This is a genomic window from Microbacterium sp. Se5.02b (genome assembly GCF_019464375.1).
In the GTDB taxonomy this organism is placed as follows: Bacteria; Actinomycetota; Actinomycetes; order Actinomycetales; family Microbacteriaceae; genus Microbacterium.
On record NZ_CP080491.1, the window covers coordinates 2,540,732 to 2,558,859 of the forward strand.

The window sequence follows — 18,128 nt, forward strand, 5'->3', positions numbered from 1 at the left end:
AAGGGCTGTCATGACCGACGATCTTCCCGCTTACGCAGAGCAACCGAACGAGTGGGGACGGTGGGGCGCAGAGGACGAGATCGGCAGGGCGAACCTCCTCGACGCCCAGCGCGTGCTGGCCTCCGCTCAGTCGATCGTGACTGGCGAGCGGTTCAGCTTGGCGCTGCCCATCGGCTCCCCGGGTGGCGACCCGCGCCTGCCGGGGCGCGGCGGGGCGCGGCACACCATGACGCAGTCCGCACTCGACTACGTCGACGGTCGCGCGCACCCCCTAGCTGGCGGCATGCAGTATGCGGACGACCGGATCGACGTCGCGTGCCACGGCACCACCCACATGGACGCGCTTGACCACGCGTTCGCCGCTGACACAAGTTGGAACGGCCGCACTGCGGATTCCGATGCGGACGGAGTGCACGGTGCCGACATCGCGGCGCTCTCCAGGAAGGGGATCGTCGGACGTGCCGTGCTCGTCGATCTCGCACGGGCGCGCGGCGTCGACGTCGTGCCGATGCACACCTCGATCACCGTTGCCGACATTCAGCACGCGCTCGCGCTGCAGCGGGTGGCGCTGAAGCCCGGCGACACGCTACTACTCCGCACAGGGATCTTCACCATGTTCTATGACGAGGGTCCTGCGCGCTTCTACGACGACTTCGCAGAACCCGGCCTCGTCTACGAACCCCGAACCGTAGAGTTCTTCCGCGAGCATGACCTCGCTGGTCTCGGAAGCGACACCATCTGCAACGAGGAGGCGCACAGCAGCACGACGCCCGCCGCGTTCCCGCTGCACGTGCTCCTGCAGCGGAATCTGGGCGTCATCTTCCACGAGGCGCTGTGGCTCGAGGACCTTGCCGCCTATTGCGCCTCGGAGCAGCGGTACTCGTCGTTCTACATCGCGGCCCCGCTGCATATCGTCGGCGGCTCTGGCGCACCGATGAACCCCATCGCGATCATGTAAGCGCGTTCCTTGACAGTCAGAAAACGAGGGAGAACACCCATGCAAGGCTCCATTGATCTACGACATCAGGAAACTCCAGCCGATTTTGCAGCGTCCATACGACCAGCAAACAAGGTGGTTGTCATCCTGCTGGAGGAACTTGCCTCGTGGCAAGAGCTGAATGTGACCTCTTTCTTGATCAGTGGGATAGCGACGTGCGACTCGGGCCTCACGGGCCGACCGTACGAGGACCAAGATGGGAACAGATACCTGCCGATGCTGCGCCAACCAGTCATCGTGATGACGTCAAATGCCAACCACTTGGCGACCATCAGATCGAAGGGGCTGCAGAGGGATCTGTCGATCGCTATCTATACCCGCGAGCTCTTCGCGACGAGCACCGACGAAGCAAACCGCGCAGCGGTCGCAAATGAGTGGGCGGAGCAACTCGACTTGGTAGGTGTCGCAATCTACGGGCCCCGCAACGCTGTCGACCGACTAACTAAGGGAGCCGCCCTCCACGATTGACCGACTAGACGGGCCGCAACACGCCCGTACCCAGCTCTATCTGCCGTCGTGCCAGACCACTTGCACTCGGATACCTGACGGAACTACTGTTCTGTTTACAGAACACGGAGGTTGCAATGGATCAGCCACTGTCGAGCAGTGTCCGCAGAGTGCGCGATGCCCTCGCAGCCTTCGGAGCGTCGGGAGAGGTGCGCGAACTGCCCGGGTCGACCAGGACGGCCGCTGACGCCGCAGTCACGTTGGGCGTCGACGTGGGTGCGATCGCAAATAGCCTGATCTTCCTTGCGGACGGCGAATCGCTCTTGGTGATGACGAGTGGTGCGCATCGGGTTGATGTCGAGGCTCTGGCGGCTCGCCTTCGGGTTGCTCGTATCCGGCGCGCATCTGCCCAACAGGTCCACGCAGCTACAGGACAGGCGATCGGCGGTGTGGCACCGGTCGGTCACCCTGCACCGATCCGAACGGTGGTCGACGAGGGTCTGCGCGCGCATCCGCAGCTGTGGGCCGCGGCTGGTACGCCGCATGCTGTCTTCCCAACCACGTTTGATGAGCTCGTCTCGATGACGGCCGGCGCCGTGCATTCGGTAGAAGCATGAGCCCCAAGTGCGACGCTCCGCTAATCGGGCGCCGCGCTCGGCAGCTACCCCTCTTCTAGACTCACTCACCCAGAAAGGCCATCATGTCTGACTCTGCACACAACCTGCAGGACGCTCTCTCGACAATCAACACGCACTGGCAACCCCGCCGGCTAACGAGCATCAACGACTACGAGCTGAAAGTGGTCAAGATGCAGGGAGAGTTCGTCTGGCATACTCACCCCGCGACCGACGAACTCTTCATGGTGGTTTGTGGCGAGTTGATCATCCAGCTTCGAGATCGCGATGTAGTTCTGCGCCCAAACGACGTGTTCGTCGTACCGAAGGGCGTGGAGCACTGCCCGAAGGCAGTCGAAGAGGTGCACGCGATCCTCTTCGAGCCGACTGGAACGGTCAACACCGGCGACGCCGGTGGTGACCGGACGGCGGAGTTCCTAGATATTGAACCCTCCTGACCGCCTGATCCCGTTCTCACCGCCCCCGAGGATGCGATCGCATTGCTAGGGGAACGAAGACGACGTCCACAATCGACCGTTCATGAGTCATCCGGAATTTTGGTCGGCCAGTTCGGCGAGTCGTGTCTCACGACCCGTGTCAGCAATCTATGTAAAACAAGCGGCGTTCACGTTACACTGAGGCATGGCCACGATCGGTTACGCCCGAGTCTCAACCCGAGACCAGAATCCCGACGGCCAAACGGATGCGCTCAATGCGGCGGGCTGCGACAAGATTTTCGTCGAGCACGCATCCGGCACCCTGGCGAAACGGCCGGCACTGACGGAAGCCCTCGGATATCTGCGCGAGGGAGACTCGCTCGTCGTGACGAAACTTGACCGGCTCGGCCGGTCGGTGAGAAACCTCAAACAGGTCGCGGACGAATTGCAACAGCGCGGGGTCGGTTTGAAGGCACTCTCGCAGGGCATCGACACGACGACGCCGGGAGGTCGCCTGTTCTTCCACATGCTCGCTGCGATCGCGGAGTTCGAACACGACCTCATCGTCGAACGCACCCACGACGGCCTCGCGGCCGCCCGCGCCCGGGGCCGAAAGGGCGGCCCGAAGTTCAAGATGACGCCAACGAAGATCCGGCAGGCCCGGGCGATGTACGACGAGGGCGGCCACACCGTCCAAGAGATTGCCGACACGTTCGGAGTGTCCCGGCCCACGATCTACCGGCACCTGGCCGAGCACGTCGAGCGGGCCTAACGAGGAATCATGGCGCACCTCAGCGACCGGCAGAAAGCCGAGCTTGTGCGCCAACACCAGGACGGGGTGCCCTGGACGCTGCTCGCGGCGCACTCCGGTGTCGCGGTGCGGACCTTGCAACGATGGGCCGCTCGGATGGAAACGGGACAGCTCTCACGGGCACCTCGCAGCGATAAGGGTTCGAGGCGCATCGACGCCGAGCTGGTGAAGGCGATTGAGGCGCTTGCTGTGCGGCGACCCGCGCCGACGATCGCGTATATCCACCGCCGCATCGGTGATATCACCAGGGGCCGAGGACTATCCGTCCCGGGGTACACCACGGTCCGCGAAATCGTGCACGCGCTCGACCCGGGCCTGACTGCTCTCGCGGACGGCGGGGACGCGGCCTATCGAGACAAGTTCGAGCTGGTCTACCGCCGCACAACCTCTGCGCCGAATGAACAGTGGCAGATGGACCACACTCTGCTCGATGTGATGATTCTCGATGACCGGCAGCAGGCCGTCCGCCCCTGGCTCACGATCGTGCTCGACGACTACTCACGAGCGATCGCGGGCTACGCGGTCAGCGTCTCAGCACCCACGGCCGAGCATTCCGCATTGGCGTTCCACCAGGCCATTACTCGGAAACGAAACCCGAAGTGGGTGGTGTCGGGCCTCCCGGACATCCTCTACAGCGATCACGGGTCCGACTTCACCTCGACCAGGATCGAACACGTGTGCCTCGACGTGCACGTGCGCTTGATTCATTCACGGATCGGCGTCCCGCAGGGACGCGGCAAGATCGAACGGTTCTACCGAACGATCACGACCGAGCTGCTGCCGCACCTACCCGGCTTCATCCCGCACGGCACCGGTGGATCGCCCATCACCGAACCCAGGTTGACCTTGCACCAGCTCGACGACGTTCTCGAGCGATTCATCGTCGACGAATACAACGAACGCATCCACTCATCGACGGGCGCTGCCCCGCACGAGCGATGGCGCAGCGACAGTTTCATCCCTCGAACACCCGCCCGCCCGGAAGACATCAATCTGCTTCTACTCACCGCAGCGACAACCCGCCGTGTGCAACGCGACGGGATCCGTTTCGCATCCACCCGATACATCTCACCAGTCCTCGCCGCATACGTCGGCGAAGACGTCACGGTGCGATACGACCCCCGCGACCTCGGAGAGATACGAATCTTCCACGACAACGCATTCCTCTGCCGCGCAATTGCCCCCGAGCGCTCCTCGGAAACCGTCTCTTTTGCTGATCTGCAAACCGCGAGGAACGCGCGGCGTCGCGCCCTGAAGCAGCAACTCCGCGAGCTCACCGCTCATGCGGGTTCCCTTCCCGAAGACACGCGCCACCAACCCTTGATCGCAACGATGCTCGACAGCACACCTGACCATCTCGCGACACCTCCCACGCGACACGGATTAAGGACCTACGCCAGTGACTGATCCAGACGCTAAGCCCCAGTCTCTTCTCTTCACGCCTGACGATGACGGACGCCGATTCCTCAACGGTCATTTCGACGAGTTCACCGATGCACCCCCGCCCCGCGCAGATACCTTGCCCACATTCGTGACCACACGTGAGCACCGACGCTTCGCCGAGTTCGCAGACACCGTCCGATCCCACCGCTACATCGGACTCTGCTACGGACCACCCGGCGTCGGCAAGACACGCTCCGCACGCAACTACGCCGGCACCGACGAATGGGAGCAGTGGTACCCGCTCTCCCGCAGCAAAGGCGCACTGCCACCCGTGCCCGAAGCGGTACAACGAAGCCGCACGGCGTTCTTCACACCCACCGTCGCCGCGTCCATCAAACAGATTGATCAAGGCCTGCCCCGGGCATGCCAGCACATCTCCTGGGCCATCGACTACGCCCAGCACGGGCACGTTGATCCTTTCGTGCACGCCGAGTCCCAACACAGCGGGAACACCGAACTGCTCATCATCGACGAAGCCGACCGACTCAAAACCGCCGGCCTCGAACAAGTCCGCGACTTCTACGACCGCCACCGGATGGGCGTCATCCTCATCGGCATGCCCGGCATCGAAAAACGGCTCGCCCGCTACCCCCAGCTATACAGCCGCATCGGGTTCGCTCACGAGTACCGGGCGCTACGCAGTGACGAGCTCACGGCCGTCGTCGCGCAGCGCCTCCCGGACCCCGACCCAGACGACTCCGGTCTCGCACACACCGCAGCTCTCGCCGCAATAGTCCGGGCCACCAACGGAAACTTCCGCCTCGCCGACAGGCTCGTCACCCAGATCAACCGCATACTCGACATCAATAGGCAGACGCACCTCATCCCTGAGGCCGTCGACGCTGCCCAAGAAGCGCTCCTCATCGGACGATAAGCGACGCGGTAAACACGACATTTTCTGGCGCAAGTCACAGGCCACGCAGTTGCTGACACTGTAATGCACGTACAACCCGCCCGATTAAATGCCCGATGATGGGACCATAACTGCAACACTGGTTCCATGACAGGAATAAGGGTCGGCTACGCACGAGTCTCGACCAACGGGCAAGACCTCACCGCTCAGCGCGAAGGACTCATCACCCTCGGCGTCGACCCCGAACACATCCACGTCGACCACGGCCTCTCCGGTACTAACCGGAGTCGGCCAGGGCTCCGCGAGGCGTTAGTTGCAGTCCGCGCCGGCGACACACTCGTGGTCACCAAGCTCGACCGGCTCGCACGGTCACTGCCCGATGCGCGAGACATCGCCGACGAACTCACCCGAAAAGGCGTCGCGCTCAGCCTCGGCGGATCACTTTATGACCCTGCCGACCCGGTGGGCCGGCTCCTCTTCAACGTGCTCGGAATGGTCGCCGAGTTCGAAGCTGATCTGATCCGCGCTAGAACGCGTGAAGGAATGGCGATCGCGAAGGCGGCCGGGAAACTCCGTGGGAAGCAACCCAAGCTCACCGCGACAAAGCGCCGTCATCTTCTTGCTACGCATGCGGCCGGCACGCACACTCAAACAGAGCTGGCGGAGCTGTTCGACGTTTCCCGCGCCACGGTCTACCGCGAGCTCCAACGAGCTCAGCCACCGAAAGCCGCCATTTAGCGCTGTGAGAATGCGGCCATTTATCGCTGCGACTCACAGTCGCCGCGCTGAACCTGGTCGACGTGCCGTAATCGATCGTTTCCGGCACGCCCTACTCCGGCTCGCAGAATCGAAGCTCGTTCCCGAACGGATCAATGATGGTCATCGTCGGCCCACCCGGCGCATCTCGGTCAATGCCCGGCCGAAGCTTGCCCGCAGCGCCCCTCGTTACGTGCGATCGGTAGTCGTCGAGGTTGCGGGTCGGCACCCAAACAACGGACCCAGGTGTGCCGTCCCCGTGGTGCTCGCTGAGGCCCAACGAGGTATCACCGCGACTGACTCCGAGGAAGGTCGGCAGACCAGGTTCGAATTGGTACTCGAAGTCGATCGTGAACCCCAGAACATCGACGTAGAACGAGCGGGCAAGGTCCACGTCGAACACGCGCAGGACCGGCATCGCTGGACCGAATCCTGGTTGCTTGTACTGTGCTGCAAGCTCGTTCCAGTCAGCGAAACCGAGGGTCCGCGACAGGAGGTCGAGACTCTGACCGTGGGACAGGTCGACGCCGTTCGGCAGGGAGTCGCGTAGCGATCGCGCGAGAGTCTTAGCTTCGTCAATGGTGAGAGGGATCACGGTTGCTCCTTGTTATCGAGCGGCCGTCCTGGTGCTCGCATTGCCAGAGTCGCCGTGCTCGAACGAGGATGCACGCGGATCGAATCGAAGCGACGCGTTCACCATGCCGAAGCTGCGAGCGGCGGGTACGTCAACCCACACCAACCCTAGCAAGACCCCTCATCCGAAACGATCAGTTCTGGCCGGATGTGGAGTCCCCAAACGCGGAGACCTCAGCGGCCCGCACGGTAGGCGAGGTAGCTCGACCCGCGCGGTGCAATTTCGTAGCCCTCGGGCAGGCTCCGGGTGAGTCCGAGTTCTTTGAGCTTGCGGACGTTGCGTTTGAAGGTTTCCTTGTCCATGTCGCCGCGCAGCGATTCTGCGTGCTGGCCGGGCCGCTCCTGGATGAGTCGGAGTGTCCGTAGTGCCCATGCGCCGTGAAGGGGGCGCTGATCGAGTCGCCGGAGGCGTCGGTCGATCTCGGTGCAGTCGTCCTCGGTGAGGGCGGCGTCGTTGCCCAGTTCTGTGCGCGGGTCGGGGCCGGCCGCTGCCAGCTCGATCCTGAATACGGGGTCTCCCTCATCGCCGCGAAAGGTTCCGACAAGCGCCTCAACCGAGGCCGCTCCGGCGGCCTCGGCGTCCCGAACGGTTATGTCGTGAGCGGCGACGATCGAGACGTCACCGATGGTCACCACCCCGGCTGTGCTGCGAAAGGTGGAGCCGGGTCGAACGCGGGGCTTCATCCACCGTCGAAAGGCGAGCGTGATGCTGCCGGCGGCGACGCCGGCCGCCACGCGGTCGGTCAGGATCATGCGCCAGGGGCGGCCGCGTACTCAGCCAGCGTGCGTAGGGGCCGGCCGAGTAGGTCGGTGGCGTCGGGCGTGGTGTGTGCGTTCGCGCCGCTCGCGATGACGGAGTAGAGCCCACTGAGAGTGTCGACGTACTCCGGGTGCCATCCCAGCGCCGCGGCAGATCGTCGGAACTCCTCATCGGAAACCGGCTCGTAGGCGGTGACCGGGAGCCCTGCCTGTGCGGTGATCGCTGCCGCCTGGGTGAATGTCAGGGCTTCCTCACCGGTGACGTCGTACTCTCGGTTGCCGTGGGTGCCCCTAAGCGCGGTGACGCTCACGGCGGCAATGTCGTTCGCATCGATGAAGCTCACTGCCGCTTCCCCCGCGGGGATGCGCAAAACTCCGTGGTTCGCCACAGCGAGGTCGCGCAGCGGCCCTTCGGTGAAGTTCTGATGGAACCAATTCGGGCGGACGATCGACCACTCGAAATCGCTCTCCTGCAACCTCAGCTCGACCGCGCGCTGGTCAACCTCGCTCGGAGCGTAATTCATCCCAAGTGCCGTCATGAGCACTACCCGGCGCACCCCGGCCTGGCTCGCGGCCTCGAGAAATGCTTGCGCTTGGTCTCCGATGCGGGCAACGGATCGGTGCCCGTCATCACCACCCGGCAGGACGAAGAACAACGCTTCAACGCCGCTGAGTGCCGGCGTCCACGTGGCCGGGATCGACCAGTCGAGAGGAATGTCACTGCGCCGCGTTCCTGCGCGAGCTGCGCGACCATCCGCGAGGAGCTGAGCGAGGACGCGGCTCCCCACCTTGCCCGTTGCACCCGTCACCAGAACGGTCATGAGCGCACCCCCAGCACCCCACGAAGCTGCGCATGAACCACTCCACGGTGAGCATCCGTCGCCTGGGTGTGCAGGGCTAGAACCGTGGGAACCATGCGACCATCCAGAGTCGCGATCAGAACGTCCACGATCGCATCCACATCGGTCACAGGAACGAAATCACCGGCACGGCTTCCTGCGTTGATCGCGTCAGCGAAAGGTGCCCGGTAGCGTGCGGCCAGCGTCTCGCTGTGACGACGTAGCTCGTCGTCGTGAGCTGCTGCACCCCAGAACTCCATCAACATCCGCCAAGCCCTGACAGGCGTGTTCAACCCGTAGTCAACCAGCGCTGACAACCGCTCCCAGCTCCCATCGGCCACCTGGCTGGCTGATCGCTCCATCGCCTCAACTTCCGAGGCCGTGGATCGCAGAAGCGCCTCGACCAGCATGTCTTCCCGGCTGCCGAAGTAGACCTGCAACGTGCTCACCGCGATACCACTCACCGCCGCAACATCTTTGAATCGCGTGCCCTCATAACCCCGCTCGACCAGCACGGTCACCGCAGCATCAAGAGCTGTCTCCCGCCGACGTCCCGTGCCGGCTCTCCGCTGTCGCGTCTCTACAATCGTCATGCATATACGGTATCACCGTACCGATTTTCGGTAGCAACGAATTTTGGGCTCAATCCTTCCCGTGCCTAAATGAATGCGAGTCGCATACACTTTGAGGATGAGTGCAGTAGAGACAGAGGCCGCGATCGGCCGGTGGCATGACGCGGTGAACAGCAAAGACCTGACGGCCGCCCTCGGCACCGTCACTAACCCAATCGTCATCAATGGCCCGAAGGTGGCCGGGCCGATCACCGATGAGGGTTTCGTCAAGTGGATCACTCGGTCAGGAATCACCCTGCGGCCGCGCTCGTATCACCCGATCACCGATCGGGTGATCGTCGTCGAGCAAGACGCTCAATGGCCGGCGGACGCGGAGCCCACACGGTTAGCGACGTTGTTCCGAGCCACTGGCGATCAGGTGTCGGCCGCGCTGCACTTTCCCGCGCTGCGGGAGGCGTTGGAGTTCGCCTACCTGTACACTGAACTTGCGGCCACAGAATGAGCGAGCCCGGGGCCGGTCGAGCACTGTTCTCGTTCGTGCGGCACTGGTCGCGACGCTGGAACGGAACCGCTGACGGCGAGCGTGCAGCTCGCGGCCGCGACGTTCTCGCGGTCGAGGCCGTCAACGCACTCTCGCACGGCAGCGACCCGACAGTGAATGACGTTGCGGCCGAGCTGGGGCTCGATCAGTCGAACGCTTCGCGGCTGCTGACGCATGCAGCGGAGGCGGGCTACCTGGCTCTCAGTCGCTCAGCGGTCGATCGGCGGCAGCGGACGGTCACCCTCACCGCATCCGGGCACCAGCTCCTCGCCGCGGCGCACGTATGGCAAGACAGCGTGTTTGAAGCACTCACGGCGGAATGGACCGACGGCGAACGCGCAGCGTTCGAACAGGCCATGCGCCGCCTGGTCGAAAAGTCACCCGACCTCAGCAGCTCCTAGACGATCGTTGATGGGTCAGAGCTGTAGATGTGCCTCGCGCACGAACCGGCGTTGCCAGGGAGTTTCGACCGCGTTGTGCCGATAGGCAGCGCGCACCCATGCCACGGCCTCATCGGCCGGCACCCCGTCGTATCGCGCGAGGATGGCCAGAGCGGTTCCCGTTCGCCCCGTACCGCCACCGCAAGCAATTTCCACCCTCTCGGTGGCCGACCGGTCATAAGCCTCTCGTAGGGCGGATAGTGCGCTCGACGGCTCTCTGGGTAGACGAAAGTCCGGCCACGCAATCCACTGCGATTGCCAAGTCTCCTGGTGCAGGCGGGCCGTGAGATACACCCCGAAATCCGGCGCGTTAGCCGCGTCGACCGGGCCGCTTCTCAGCCCGCGCCCGCGCACCAGTCGACCACTCGGCAAGGACACCACACCGCTCAGCCCAGCCGCCCACGGTTCCATCTGTACATCGTCGCATCGTCGATCGTTTGCGGGACGCCGCGGCGGTCCCGTACGATCGAAGGGTGCATTTGTTGTTCCTCTGACGGCTGAGTGAGGCCCACCGCGCTCGTTGAGTAATCCGAGCATGCGGCGGCCACTCGTTCTCGACCCTCCGCGGGTCGCCGTCATCCGCGCACCCTGACCGCCCTCACGTGGGCTGGCTGGTGCGTCGTCTCGAAGGATTCGAATGCTCACCCCGACCAACCATCTACCGGCGCGCCAGCGCGCCCAACTCATCGCCTCCGACGTCTCCGTGATGCGCGGAGCGACCCGTGTCCTCAACCATGTCGACCTCACCGTGACGCCCGCCTCTCGGCTCGCGATCGTCGGGGAGAACGGGCGCGGGAAGTCCACGCTGCTCCATGTGCTCGACGGCACGCTGGCTCCTGATGCCGGCACGGTGCAGCGCACCGGAACGCTCGCGGTCGCGGAACAGGAAATGTCCGCGGACGATGACCGCACCGTGGGCCAGGCCATCGCGGAAGCGATAGCCGAACCTCTCGCGGCCCTGGCATCGCTCGACGAGGCCGCCCGTGCGCTCTCGGCCGGCAGGGCCGGCGCTGATGAGCGTTACGCGGCCGCGTTGGAGCATGCCGAAGTGCTCGATGCCTGGGACGCCGAGCGGCGGGTGCGAATAGCGCTCGACGCCCTGGACGCCGAAACCGATCCGGCCAGGCTGCTCGCTGACCTCTCTGTGGGGCAGCGGTATCGGGTGCGCCTGGCGTGCCTGCTCGGTGCGGATCATGATTTCCTGCTACTCGACGAGCCGACGAACCACCTCGACCGATCCGGCCTCGAGTTTTTGAGCTCGCAGCTCCGAGCTCGTGCCGGCGGGGTCGTCATCGTCACGCACGATCGCGCGCTGCTCTCAGACGTCGCGGAAACTATCCTCGACCTCGACCCCACTCCCGACGACCGAGTGCGTATCTACGGCAACGGGTACGCCGGGTATCGCGAGGGCCGGCAGGCCGAGCGGGAACGGTGGGAACAGGAATTCGACAGGCAACAAGCCGAGCACGCCCGACTGCAGGACAGTCTCAGTTCCGCACAGAACAGGCTCGTTTCCGGGTGGCGGCCGGAGAAGGGCACCAACAAGCACGGCCGAGCGACCCGTGCTGGCGGGCTCGTGCAGAGCGTTCACCGTCGGCAGGAACAGCTCGAAGCGCACGCCGTCACCGTGCCGGAACCGCCGCTGCATTTCCGGTTCCCCGATCTGCCGACCAGGACGGGCGCGGTGCTGCTAAGCGCGGAGCACGTCAGCGTCGCCGGCCGCCTGGCGCATCCGGTGTCGTTCTCGCTCTCGCACCGCGGCCGCCTCGTCGTGACCGGCCCGAACGGGGCCGGCAAATCGACCCTGCTCGCCGTGATCGCGGGCGAGCTGCACCCCGATACCGGCTCGGTGCGGATGCCGCAGAGCGTCCGTCTCGGATTCTTGCGACAGGAGACTGATCTGCCGCTGCAACGGCGAGCGAGCGAGGTTTACGCCGCCCACGTCGACGCTCTCGTGGCGGCGGGGACACTCACTGCCGCCGAAGCGGTCGGGCTCTCGCAGCTCGGCCTCCTGCGCGCTCGGGAGTCGAGCAAACGCATCGGTGAGCTGTCGATGGGACAGCAACGCCGACTCGACCTGGCATTGGTGCTCGCGACGAAACCACACGTCCTGCTGCTGGACGAGCCCACCAACCATCTGTCGATCGCGCTCGTCGACGAACTCACCGACGCCCTCGGAGCGACGCAAGCCGCCGTGGTGCTCTCCACCCATGACCGGCAGCTCCTCCGCGACGTCGACGACTGGCCCCCGCTGCGCCTCGGCGCGATGACTGAGAGTGAGCCACGGGCATGAGCCGGAAGAACCCTGGCGCCCTTCGTGCGCTGCGACCCCTCGCGACCCGCGACTACCGACTGTTGTTCGCCGCCGTCGGGATCGAGGTATTCGGCACCGGCATGTGGACGATCGTCATGGTGTTCCAGGTGCTCGCCCTCAACGACAGCCCGCTGGCGTTGTCCGCCGTCGCCACGGGGATGAGTCTCGGCCTGTTCGCGTCCTCGATCCTCGGCGGAGTCGTCGCTGACCGGTTCTCGAAACGGCGCATCATCATCACCGTGCAGGGATGCACCGCCGTAGTGATGGCCGCCGTCGCGGCCCTGTCCCTCACCGGAACGATCGAGCTGTGGCACGTCGGCGTCGCCTCGTTCGCGATGGGGGCCGGCAGTGCGTTCTTCTACCCCGCCTACAGCGCCTATCTCCCCCAGGTGCTTCCGCCCGAACAGCTCCTCGCCGCAAACGGGCTCGAAGGTGCGTTGCGCCCCTCGATGGGGCAAGGACTCGGACCTGCGCTCGGCGGGATCATCGTCGGCGCGTTCTTCCCCGCGATCGGCGCTGTGATCGTGGCCGCTTCCTACGCGGTCGCCTTCGTCATCGTGCTCTTCCTGAGCCGACGCGACGAGATAGCCGGCCCCGCGACGCCTGCCGAGAAAACGAACGTGTGGGGCGACCTGCGCGCGGGCGTCCGGTACGTCGCCAGCACCCGGTGGCTACTCTGGACGCTCATCTTCGGATCATCGCTCGCCCTCATCATCCAAGGGCCCATCGAAGTTCTCCTGCCGTTCCTCACCCGCGACCGATTCGAGGACGCCGAAGCGACGTTCGGGATTCTCCTGGCAGCATTCGGGATCGGCGGCGCGGTCGGCTCGCTCGTCGTCTCCTCACTGAGACTGCCGCGCCGCTACCTGACGTTCATGATCCTCTGCTGGGGCGGCGGAACCCTCCCCCTCGTCGTGCTGGGCGTGGCCGACAACCTCGGGATCATGCTGGCGGCGCTGTTCGTCGTTGGCGCAGCGACCGGCGCGGGAGTCGTGATCTGGGGCACGCTGCTGCAACGCCTCGTGCCCGTCGACATGATCGGTCGAGTCGCAAGCCTCGACTTCTTCGTCTCGATCGCATTCATGCCCGTCTCAATCGCGATCGCCGGGCCGCTGTCGCTGATCTTCCCCGTGGAAACGATCTTCATCGTCGTTGGCGTCGTGCCGCCAGCATTGGCCGTCATAGCTCTGGCCGCGGGCCGGATGCGCAGCACCGAGCTACAACGCCCGCTCGACGCCTAGATCTAGACGGATTGTCCTGCTGCTCTTGTCCGGTGTAGCGCCCGCTGCGGACTCGCCCCGTGCATTGCGGCGTGAGAAACGACCGCAACGATTGCGGTTTCAGCCAGTCAACGTTTGCAGGCGGATAGTGATGTCGTGATGACCGAGAACTATCCGACGATAAACATGCGTCGAAGCTGGTAGATCATCACCATCCGATCGGTGCGGATCGCGCAACCATGAAAGCACCCGCACAAGTAGCCGTCATTGTCGCGGCCGTTTTCGGCCTACGATCGGCAACTGGTTCTGCGGACGTTGGGGCGTGTTCCGACGAATTCGTTCCAGGCCGCTAACGCTGGACGATGACAGCTGAGCGGGCGCGTCGTTCTTGCGACCGGGATCGCGCAAGGAGCACAAGGCTCCACGGCCCGAAGAGGATGAGCTTCAGCGCGTTCCACAGGGCGAGGAAGAACACGAGGTACAGCCACTTGCTCCACCCTTGTTCGATGAGTCCGGTACAGGTCACAGCGATCAGCAGGTAGATGACGCCGAGGAGCATCGCGGGGATGCCCCATTTGAGGCCGCGACGGGAGCGGAGCACGTCGAGGAGGATGTTGGTAGGCATCCATCTGCGGAGGAAGACGCGGGTGTGGACGCTGGCGTTCCAGAGCCGGTTCAGGAGCATGACGTGGGCCTCACTTTCGCACGCAGGACAACGGTGGTGTGGCCGGTCCTGAGTGGTTGAGTGCCCGAGGTACTTCTCGAACGGTCTGCCGTTCCCTGGTTCTGAGGGGTTGGCGCGTGGTTGCTCCTGCCACCGCCAGGATACCCAAGTGCTCAGCGAGAAGGAAGGGCGAGCACTTTGAGGCGCTCCAGCGCCACAGTGCTTAGAGGGTCGGCCCGTCCCGTCGCTGCGGGGTCTCTTGGGGCTCGCTAGCGTCCTGTTGAAGGCGGGTGAGCGTGGCTCGGGTGCGTTCGTAGTCGATGCGTTGCGCATCGTCGGCGGGTACAGGCCCCAGTGGGCGAGTCGAGGTAATGCCCCATCGGTCACGGTACGCAGCAACCGCACGGACCGCGACGATGCGAGCCTCGGCGTCGAGAACGTCGAGTCCTGCCGTCCAGGGAACAGGCTGTTCGAGCGCTGCTGTGGTGAGAGTGTTAAGGCGTTGGACCATGAGGTGTTCGCGTTCTTCGAGCGCTCGCTGCATCTCGAGATCAGTGATGCCAGTAGCTCGCGGGACAACACCAGCGATGAGCCCTGCGACTCGGCGAGCGCTGGGAGGGTAGGTGCTGGTGAGCTTTTGGATCCGGTACCGCAGCATCGACCCGAGATCATCGACCTCGTCGAGGTTCCCTGCGTGCACGACCCGTGGCATGAGGTTTTCAATGTCGTGGCCGGCGGCTTCGAGACGCCGCAGCTCGGTGGTCAGGACCCCGAATGACTCGGTCTGGACGAGTTCATCGACCGCTTCGGTGGTGAGGCCACCTTGCTCAAGCAGGGCGATCCATCGGTGTTGCTGAGCTTCTTGGGCGATGGTGTCGTATTCGGCAGCCAACTGCGCAAGCGACCCCCACGCTTCGTGCTCAGTGGTGATGGTGTCGTGGGCGGATTGTTCGGCACCGACGTGTTGCAGGATGCCGTAGAGGATGCTCCTGGCGGTCATCTGCAGGTCGTCATGGTGTTGATGTTCTTCGAGGTGATGTTGGTCGGCGGCGATGTAGGCGTGGTTGGATTCCCGGCCGCGAGTCATCGCGACGTAGAAGGACTCGCGGGTCATTTCTGGTGACGAGACGATCGCGTGCGCGGTATCGACCGTGGAACCTTGTGCGCGGTGCGCGGTGATCGCGTACCCCAGCTCGACATGTTCGCTCACGTACGCGGCAGGAAGGGTGATGGTGATGCGCCATTTGGAGTGGGCGCGTCGGACCGTGAGAGATCCGTCATCGTTCGCGCGGGTCACGGTCCACCGGTCGCCGTTCTTCACCCACCCTCGCCCCATCGCGAGTCGTCGGTCGTTGTTTCGGGTGATGACCAGGTCACCGCGGGAGGCTTCGTTCCCGTCATGGAGTCGAACGCCGTCGAGGGCGACGTCGCCTGCAAGGACTCGGTCGGTGCGGGCGCGGGTGTTGAGTTCGGAGACGGTGTCGAGGGCCTCAGCGATCAACACCGACGCTTTCCCTTCGGCTTGGTCGGCACGCCACGCCTGATATGCCTGCTCGAGGATGTCCTCATATCGGCCTGGAGCGATGCGATCGTGGTCGAGGTAGGTGTCGATGACGTCGGTGTCGCCGATGCGCAGTCCGAGGGAGGCTTGTTTCTCCCACTCTTTACGGAACCGCCTCACGTCGGTGAGCTCAGGGGCATCGTCCCGGTGTCGGACGAGCATCCCGAACGCACCACCCGCATCGACCGCCGCGAGCTGCGCCCAGTCGCCGATGAGGAGCACCTTCGCACCAGCCTGCAGGGCGTGGGTGGTGATGGTGTCGAGGGCGAGGGTTCCTGCGAGTGAGGCTTCGTCGATGATGACGAGTTGGCCTGATGTGAGGTTCCAGTTGCCGTGGCGGTGTTCGTGGAGCCACTTCGCCGTGTTCTCCGTCGAGATCCCCAGATCCCCTGCCAGGACATCCGCTGCCGCCGCAGACGGCGCGAGACCGATCACAGAACCGCTGCCGTGGCGTTTCTCCCACGCTCGCCGCAACGCCGACATAGTCGTCGTCTTCCCGGTTCCTGCTGGACCGACCAACACGTCGAGGGTGCGGGCGGAGACGCCGATCTTCGTGATCGCCCGCTCCTGATCCGGTGACAACACATGCCCGTCTCGGTTCCTCTTCCGCGCCGCCTGCTCGACCCACGTAAGCGGCACCGTCGGTGCGCTCCTGTCGTTCGACGCGGTGAGGAGTCTGTCTTCGGCGGCGAGCACCTGTTCGGATGAGAACACAGTTGAGGCTTTCGGGCGGAACACGCTCGATGCGTCCGCGCGGCGGAAGGTCAGCGGGCTCGACGCGAGCTCCGGCGGAGTCAACCGCAGCGATACGCGTTCCGCGGCGTCGACGATCTGTTCGGTGACGTGATCGCGGTCAGTCGCGGACGCGAACCGGAGTCCCATCGTCTGCCGGACAGCCTCCGCGTGAAGGTTCCATCGTTTCCATGTCGCCCGCCGGTCCCCCACCCGCGCCACCACGCCTTCGGCAACCTGATCAAGGTCGCCGAGCGGAATGTCGTCCGCGCGCAGCAACGGCTCCCCCACGCTCTCGGCCACGAGCGTTGTGGCCCACGTCGGAGCATCCTCACCGAGAAGCTCGGTCGCACGATCTCGCCACCCAGCGGTGAGGCTGCTCAGCGAGTGATGCTGCTTCGGGGGTCGAGTCTCCAATGTGGCTTGTTGTCGGAGCTGCCACAACAACTTCGGCGACGGCTGCCGCCCATGCTTCGTCACGTAGTCGGCGACGAGGCCGTCCTTGACCTGCTCGATATCGCGAGTGCGGGAGGAGAAATCGTCCATCAGCTTCTGCGGCACGCCGGCGATCTCCCACGCTGTCGACCGCCCAGCGCCACGCTCCCGCGCTTCCCACCCCACCCCGAGAACCTGGGTGAGGTGGTCGGAGAGGACCGCGTTGTAGTGCTCTGACAGCCCCGTCACCGCAGCATGAATCGCCCGGGAGTCGAGGGTCCGCCATTTTCCGTCATGAACGGCCTGAACACGGTTCGCGACGACGACATGTGTGTGGAGCTGCGGATCCGATGCTCTGGAGTCGTAGTGGTCGTACGCTGTCGCGATCACACCCCGGACTTCGACCTGGGCGACTGCGCCCCGCGGCCCTTTCGCGCCGATCCGGGTCATCGCGGCATCGCGCTCGAACAGCGCGATCACATCTTGGATCGCGACGTGATGCGCCTGGGCAATCAGTGCCTGTATCCCAGCGTCAGCGACCGCCCAGAGCGTCGAGACGGACTTCGGGACTGAGAACGTCAGATCGAACCCCGCCACCGGTGCGCCCGTCGGCTTCGCCGCCTCCTCGGCCTCGATCAGCGCGGTCTGGATCGCGCGCTTCTCGTCGGTGAGAGTGCCGGAGAGTTTCTCGACGCGACGATCGACACGTTCTGCGGTGGTGGCGAATTTCCGGTATGGACGACCCAGTTGCTCGCCGCTGTTCGGGTCCTGCCCGAACCCCATCAGACGCCGCAACTGCTCCTCGCTCACTGCCGTGCCCGCGGCCACGCCCCCGGGGAGCCCGACGAGCCCGGATCCTGTCCATGTGCCCGGTGGTGTCCCCGACTCGAGGTAGTACCTCGTCAGCGCAGAAGCGGCGTCACGATCCCCGTCGCCGGTGACGGCGGAGTTGAGTAGATACCGGTATCCGTCACCGGCGGTCATCACCCTGATGGAGACCGTCATATCCAGCAGGTACGCAACGACCTTCCACCGGACTACGCCGAAGAAGCGGTGCCTT

The 18,128-nt window shown here is 64.7% G+C and carries 19 protein-coding genes; 12 read left to right on the plus strand and 7 right to left on the minus strand.

Going from position 1 to position 18,128, the window contains the following annotated elements:
- The first annotated feature begins 10 nt into the window (after positions 1 to 10).
- From K1X59_RS12570 to K1X59_RS12605, 8 genes are all read left to right on the plus strand, one after another.
- Complete coding sequence (locus tag K1X59_RS12570; RefSeq protein ID WP_183150348.1) at positions 11 to 958, plus strand: cyclase family protein; 948 nt, start codon at positions 11 to 13, stop codon at positions 956 to 958.
- Positions 959 to 1,072: 114 nt separating this feature from the next.
- A complete protein-coding gene (locus K1X59_RS12575) occupies positions 1,073 to 1,465 on the plus strand; it encodes a DUF2000 domain-containing protein (protein WP_244631990.1) in 393 nt (130 codons plus the stop codon).
- 116 nt (positions 1,466 to 1,581) lie between these two features.
- Positions 1,582 to 2,061, plus strand: coding sequence for a YbaK/EbsC family protein (locus K1X59_RS12580; protein WP_183150350.1), 480 nt, complete (start codon positions 1,582 to 1,584; stop codon positions 2,059 to 2,061).
- A gap of 83 nt (positions 2,062 to 2,144) precedes the next feature.
- On the plus strand, positions 2,145 to 2,516 hold the full coding sequence (locus K1X59_RS12585) for a cupin domain-containing protein (RefSeq protein WP_183150351.1): 372 nt from the start codon (positions 2,145 to 2,147) through the stop codon (positions 2,514 to 2,516).
- Between the two features lie 184 nt (positions 2,517 to 2,700).
- Positions 2,701 to 3,267: a recombinase family protein gene (locus tag K1X59_RS12590; protein ID WP_047253623.1), complete on the plus strand. Its 567-nt coding sequence runs from the start codon at positions 2,701 to 2,703 to the stop codon at positions 3,265 to 3,267.
- 9 nt (positions 3,268 to 3,276) lie between these two features.
- Positions 3,277 to 4,713 carry a Mu transposase C-terminal domain-containing protein gene (locus tag K1X59_RS12595; protein WP_153244274.1) on the plus strand — a complete coding sequence of 479 codons (1,437 nt, stop codon included), beginning with the start codon at positions 3,277 to 3,279 and terminating at the stop codon, positions 4,711 to 4,713.
- Between the two features lie 124 nt (positions 4,714 to 4,837).
- Positions 4,838 to 5,623: an AAA family ATPase gene (locus tag K1X59_RS12600; protein ID WP_227991656.1), complete on the plus strand. Its 786-nt coding sequence runs from the start codon at positions 4,838 to 4,840 to the stop codon at positions 5,621 to 5,623.
- Positions 5,624 to 5,749: 126 nt separating this feature from the next.
- Complete coding sequence (locus K1X59_RS12605) at positions 5,750 to 6,340, plus strand: recombinase family protein (protein WP_183150352.1); 591 nt, start codon at positions 5,750 to 5,752, stop codon at positions 6,338 to 6,340.
- Between the two features lie 91 nt (positions 6,341 to 6,431).
- On the opposite strand, the gene K1X59_RS12610 is transcribed toward K1X59_RS12605, so the two are convergent.
- The 4 genes from K1X59_RS12610 to K1X59_RS12625 form a co-directional block, all read right to left on the minus strand.
- Positions 6,432 to 6,953 carry a glyoxalase superfamily protein gene (locus K1X59_RS12610; RefSeq protein WP_220173451.1) on the minus strand — a complete coding sequence of 174 codons (522 nt, stop codon included), beginning with the start codon at positions 6,951 to 6,953 and terminating at the stop codon, positions 6,432 to 6,434.
- Between the two features lie 212 nt (positions 6,954 to 7,165).
- The gene (locus tag K1X59_RS12615; protein WP_183150353.1) at positions 7,166 to 7,744 is read right to left on the minus strand and encodes a hypothetical protein; all 579 of its coding nucleotides are present in this window, start codon (positions 7,742 to 7,744) and stop codon (positions 7,166 to 7,168) included.
- Positions 7,741 to 8,571: an NAD(P)H-binding protein gene (locus tag K1X59_RS12620; RefSeq protein ID WP_183150354.1), complete on the minus strand. Its 831-nt coding sequence runs from the start codon at positions 8,569 to 8,571 to the stop codon at positions 7,741 to 7,743. The genes K1X59_RS12615 and K1X59_RS12620 overlap by 4 nt, the downstream gene beginning before the upstream one ends.
- Positions 8,568 to 9,110, minus strand: coding sequence for a TetR/AcrR family transcriptional regulator (locus tag K1X59_RS12625; RefSeq protein WP_202045244.1), 543 nt, complete (start codon positions 9,108 to 9,110; stop codon positions 8,568 to 8,570). The genes K1X59_RS12620 and K1X59_RS12625 overlap by 4 nt, the downstream gene beginning before the upstream one ends.
- A 169-nt stretch (positions 9,111 to 9,279) precedes the next feature.
- On the opposite strand from K1X59_RS12625, the gene K1X59_RS12630 reads away from it, so the two are divergent.
- Positions 9,280 to 9,663, plus strand: a complete 384-nt coding sequence (locus K1X59_RS12630; RefSeq protein ID WP_183150356.1) for a hypothetical protein — start codon at positions 9,280 to 9,282, stop codon at positions 9,661 to 9,663.
- Positions 9,660 to 10,103 carry a MarR family winged helix-turn-helix transcriptional regulator gene (locus tag K1X59_RS12635; protein WP_183150357.1) on the plus strand — a complete coding sequence of 148 codons (444 nt, stop codon included), beginning with the start codon at positions 9,660 to 9,662 and terminating at the stop codon, positions 10,101 to 10,103. Before K1X59_RS12630 ends, K1X59_RS12635 begins: the two co-directional genes overlap by 4 nt.
- A gap of 15 nt (positions 10,104 to 10,118) precedes the next feature.
- Here K1X59_RS12635 and K1X59_RS22470 read toward each other — a convergent pair whose 3' ends face one another.
- Positions 10,119 to 10,829 (minus strand): protein-tyrosine phosphatase family protein, encoded by a 711-nt coding sequence (locus K1X59_RS22470; RefSeq protein WP_309491577.1) that lies wholly within the window; start codon positions 10,827 to 10,829, stop codon positions 10,119 to 10,121.
- Here K1X59_RS22470 and K1X59_RS12645 point away from each other — a divergent pair.
- Together K1X59_RS12645 and K1X59_RS12650 are read left to right on the plus strand one after the other, a co-directional pair.
- On the plus strand, positions 10,780 to 12,435 hold the full coding sequence (locus tag K1X59_RS12645) for an ABC-F family ATP-binding cassette domain-containing protein (protein WP_183150359.1): 1,656 nt from the start codon (positions 10,780 to 10,782) through the stop codon (positions 12,433 to 12,435). The two genes, K1X59_RS22470 and K1X59_RS12645, sit on opposite strands and share 50 nt — an antisense overlap.
- A complete protein-coding gene (locus K1X59_RS12650; RefSeq protein WP_183150360.1) occupies positions 12,432 to 13,697 on the plus strand; it encodes an MFS transporter in 1,266 nt (421 codons plus the stop codon). The genes K1X59_RS12645 and K1X59_RS12650 overlap by 4 nt, the downstream gene beginning before the upstream one ends.
- Positions 13,698 to 14,025: 328 nt before the next feature.
- On the opposite strand, the gene K1X59_RS12655 is transcribed toward K1X59_RS12650, so the two are convergent.
- Positions 14,026 to 14,361 (minus strand): hypothetical protein, encoded by a 336-nt coding sequence (locus K1X59_RS12655; RefSeq protein ID WP_183150361.1) that lies wholly within the window; start codon positions 14,359 to 14,361, stop codon positions 14,026 to 14,028.
- A gap of 202 nt (positions 14,362 to 14,563) precedes the next feature.
- Positions 14,564 to 18,073 carry a MobF family relaxase gene (gene mobF / locus K1X59_RS12660; RefSeq protein ID WP_183150362.1) on the minus strand — a complete coding sequence of 1,170 codons (3,510 nt, stop codon included), beginning with the start codon at positions 18,071 to 18,073 and terminating at the stop codon, positions 14,564 to 14,566.
- Positions 18,074 to 18,128 lie beyond the last annotated feature (55 nt).

What these genes read in the sequence shown, in the direction of transcription:
- K1X59_RS12620 (WP_183150354.1), bottom strand. Translation starts at nt 8,571, where the DNA reads ATGACCGTTCTGGTGACGGGTGCAACGGGCAAGGTGGGGAGCCGCGTC.
- K1X59_RS12595 (WP_153244274.1), top strand. Translation starts at nt 3,277, where the DNA reads ATGGCGCACCTCAGCGACCGGCAGAAAGCCGAGCTTGTGCGCCAACAC.
- K1X59_RS12630 (WP_183150356.1), top strand. Translation starts at nt 9,280, where the DNA reads ATGAGTGCAGTAGAGACAGAGGCCGCGATCGGCCGGTGGCATGACGCG.
- K1X59_RS12645 (WP_183150359.1), top strand. Translation starts at nt 10,780, where the DNA reads ATGCTCACCCCGACCAACCATCTACCGGCGCGCCAGCGCGCCCAACTC.
- K1X59_RS12590 (WP_047253623.1), top strand. Translation starts at nt 2,701, where the DNA reads ATGGCCACGATCGGTTACGCCCGAGTCTCAACCCGAGACCAGAATCCC.
- K1X59_RS12650 (WP_183150360.1), top strand. Translation starts at nt 12,432, where the DNA reads ATGAGCCGGAAGAACCCTGGCGCCCTTCGTGCGCTGCGACCCCTCGCG.
- K1X59_RS12570 (WP_183150348.1), top strand. Translation starts at nt 11, where the DNA reads ATGACCGACGATCTTCCCGCTTACGCAGAGCAACCGAACGAGTGGGGA.
- K1X59_RS12635 (WP_183150357.1), top strand. Translation starts at nt 9,660, where the DNA reads ATGAGCGAGCCCGGGGCCGGTCGAGCACTGTTCTCGTTCGTGCGGCAC.
- K1X59_RS12585 (WP_183150351.1), top strand. Translation starts at nt 2,145, where the DNA reads ATGTCTGACTCTGCACACAACCTGCAGGACGCTCTCTCGACAATCAAC.
- mobF (WP_183150362.1), bottom strand. Translation starts at nt 18,073, where the DNA reads ATGACGGTCTCCATCAGGGTGATGACCGCCGGTGACGGATACCGGTAT.
- K1X59_RS12605 (WP_183150352.1), top strand. Translation starts at nt 5,750, where the DNA reads ATGACAGGAATAAGGGTCGGCTACGCACGAGTCTCGACCAACGGGCAA.
- K1X59_RS12655 (WP_183150361.1), bottom strand. Translation starts at nt 14,361, where the DNA reads ATGCTCCTGAACCGGCTCTGGAACGCCAGCGTCCACACCCGCGTCTTC.
- K1X59_RS22470 (WP_309491577.1), bottom strand. Translation starts at nt 10,829, where the DNA reads ATGAGTTGGGCGCGCTGGCGCGCCGGTAGATGGTTGGTCGGGGTGAGC.
- K1X59_RS12580 (WP_183150350.1), top strand. Translation starts at nt 1,582, where the DNA reads ATGGATCAGCCACTGTCGAGCAGTGTCCGCAGAGTGCGCGATGCCCTC.
- K1X59_RS12615 (WP_183150353.1), bottom strand. Translation starts at nt 7,744, where the DNA reads ATGATCCTGACCGACCGCGTGGCGGCCGGCGTCGCCGCCGGCAGCATC.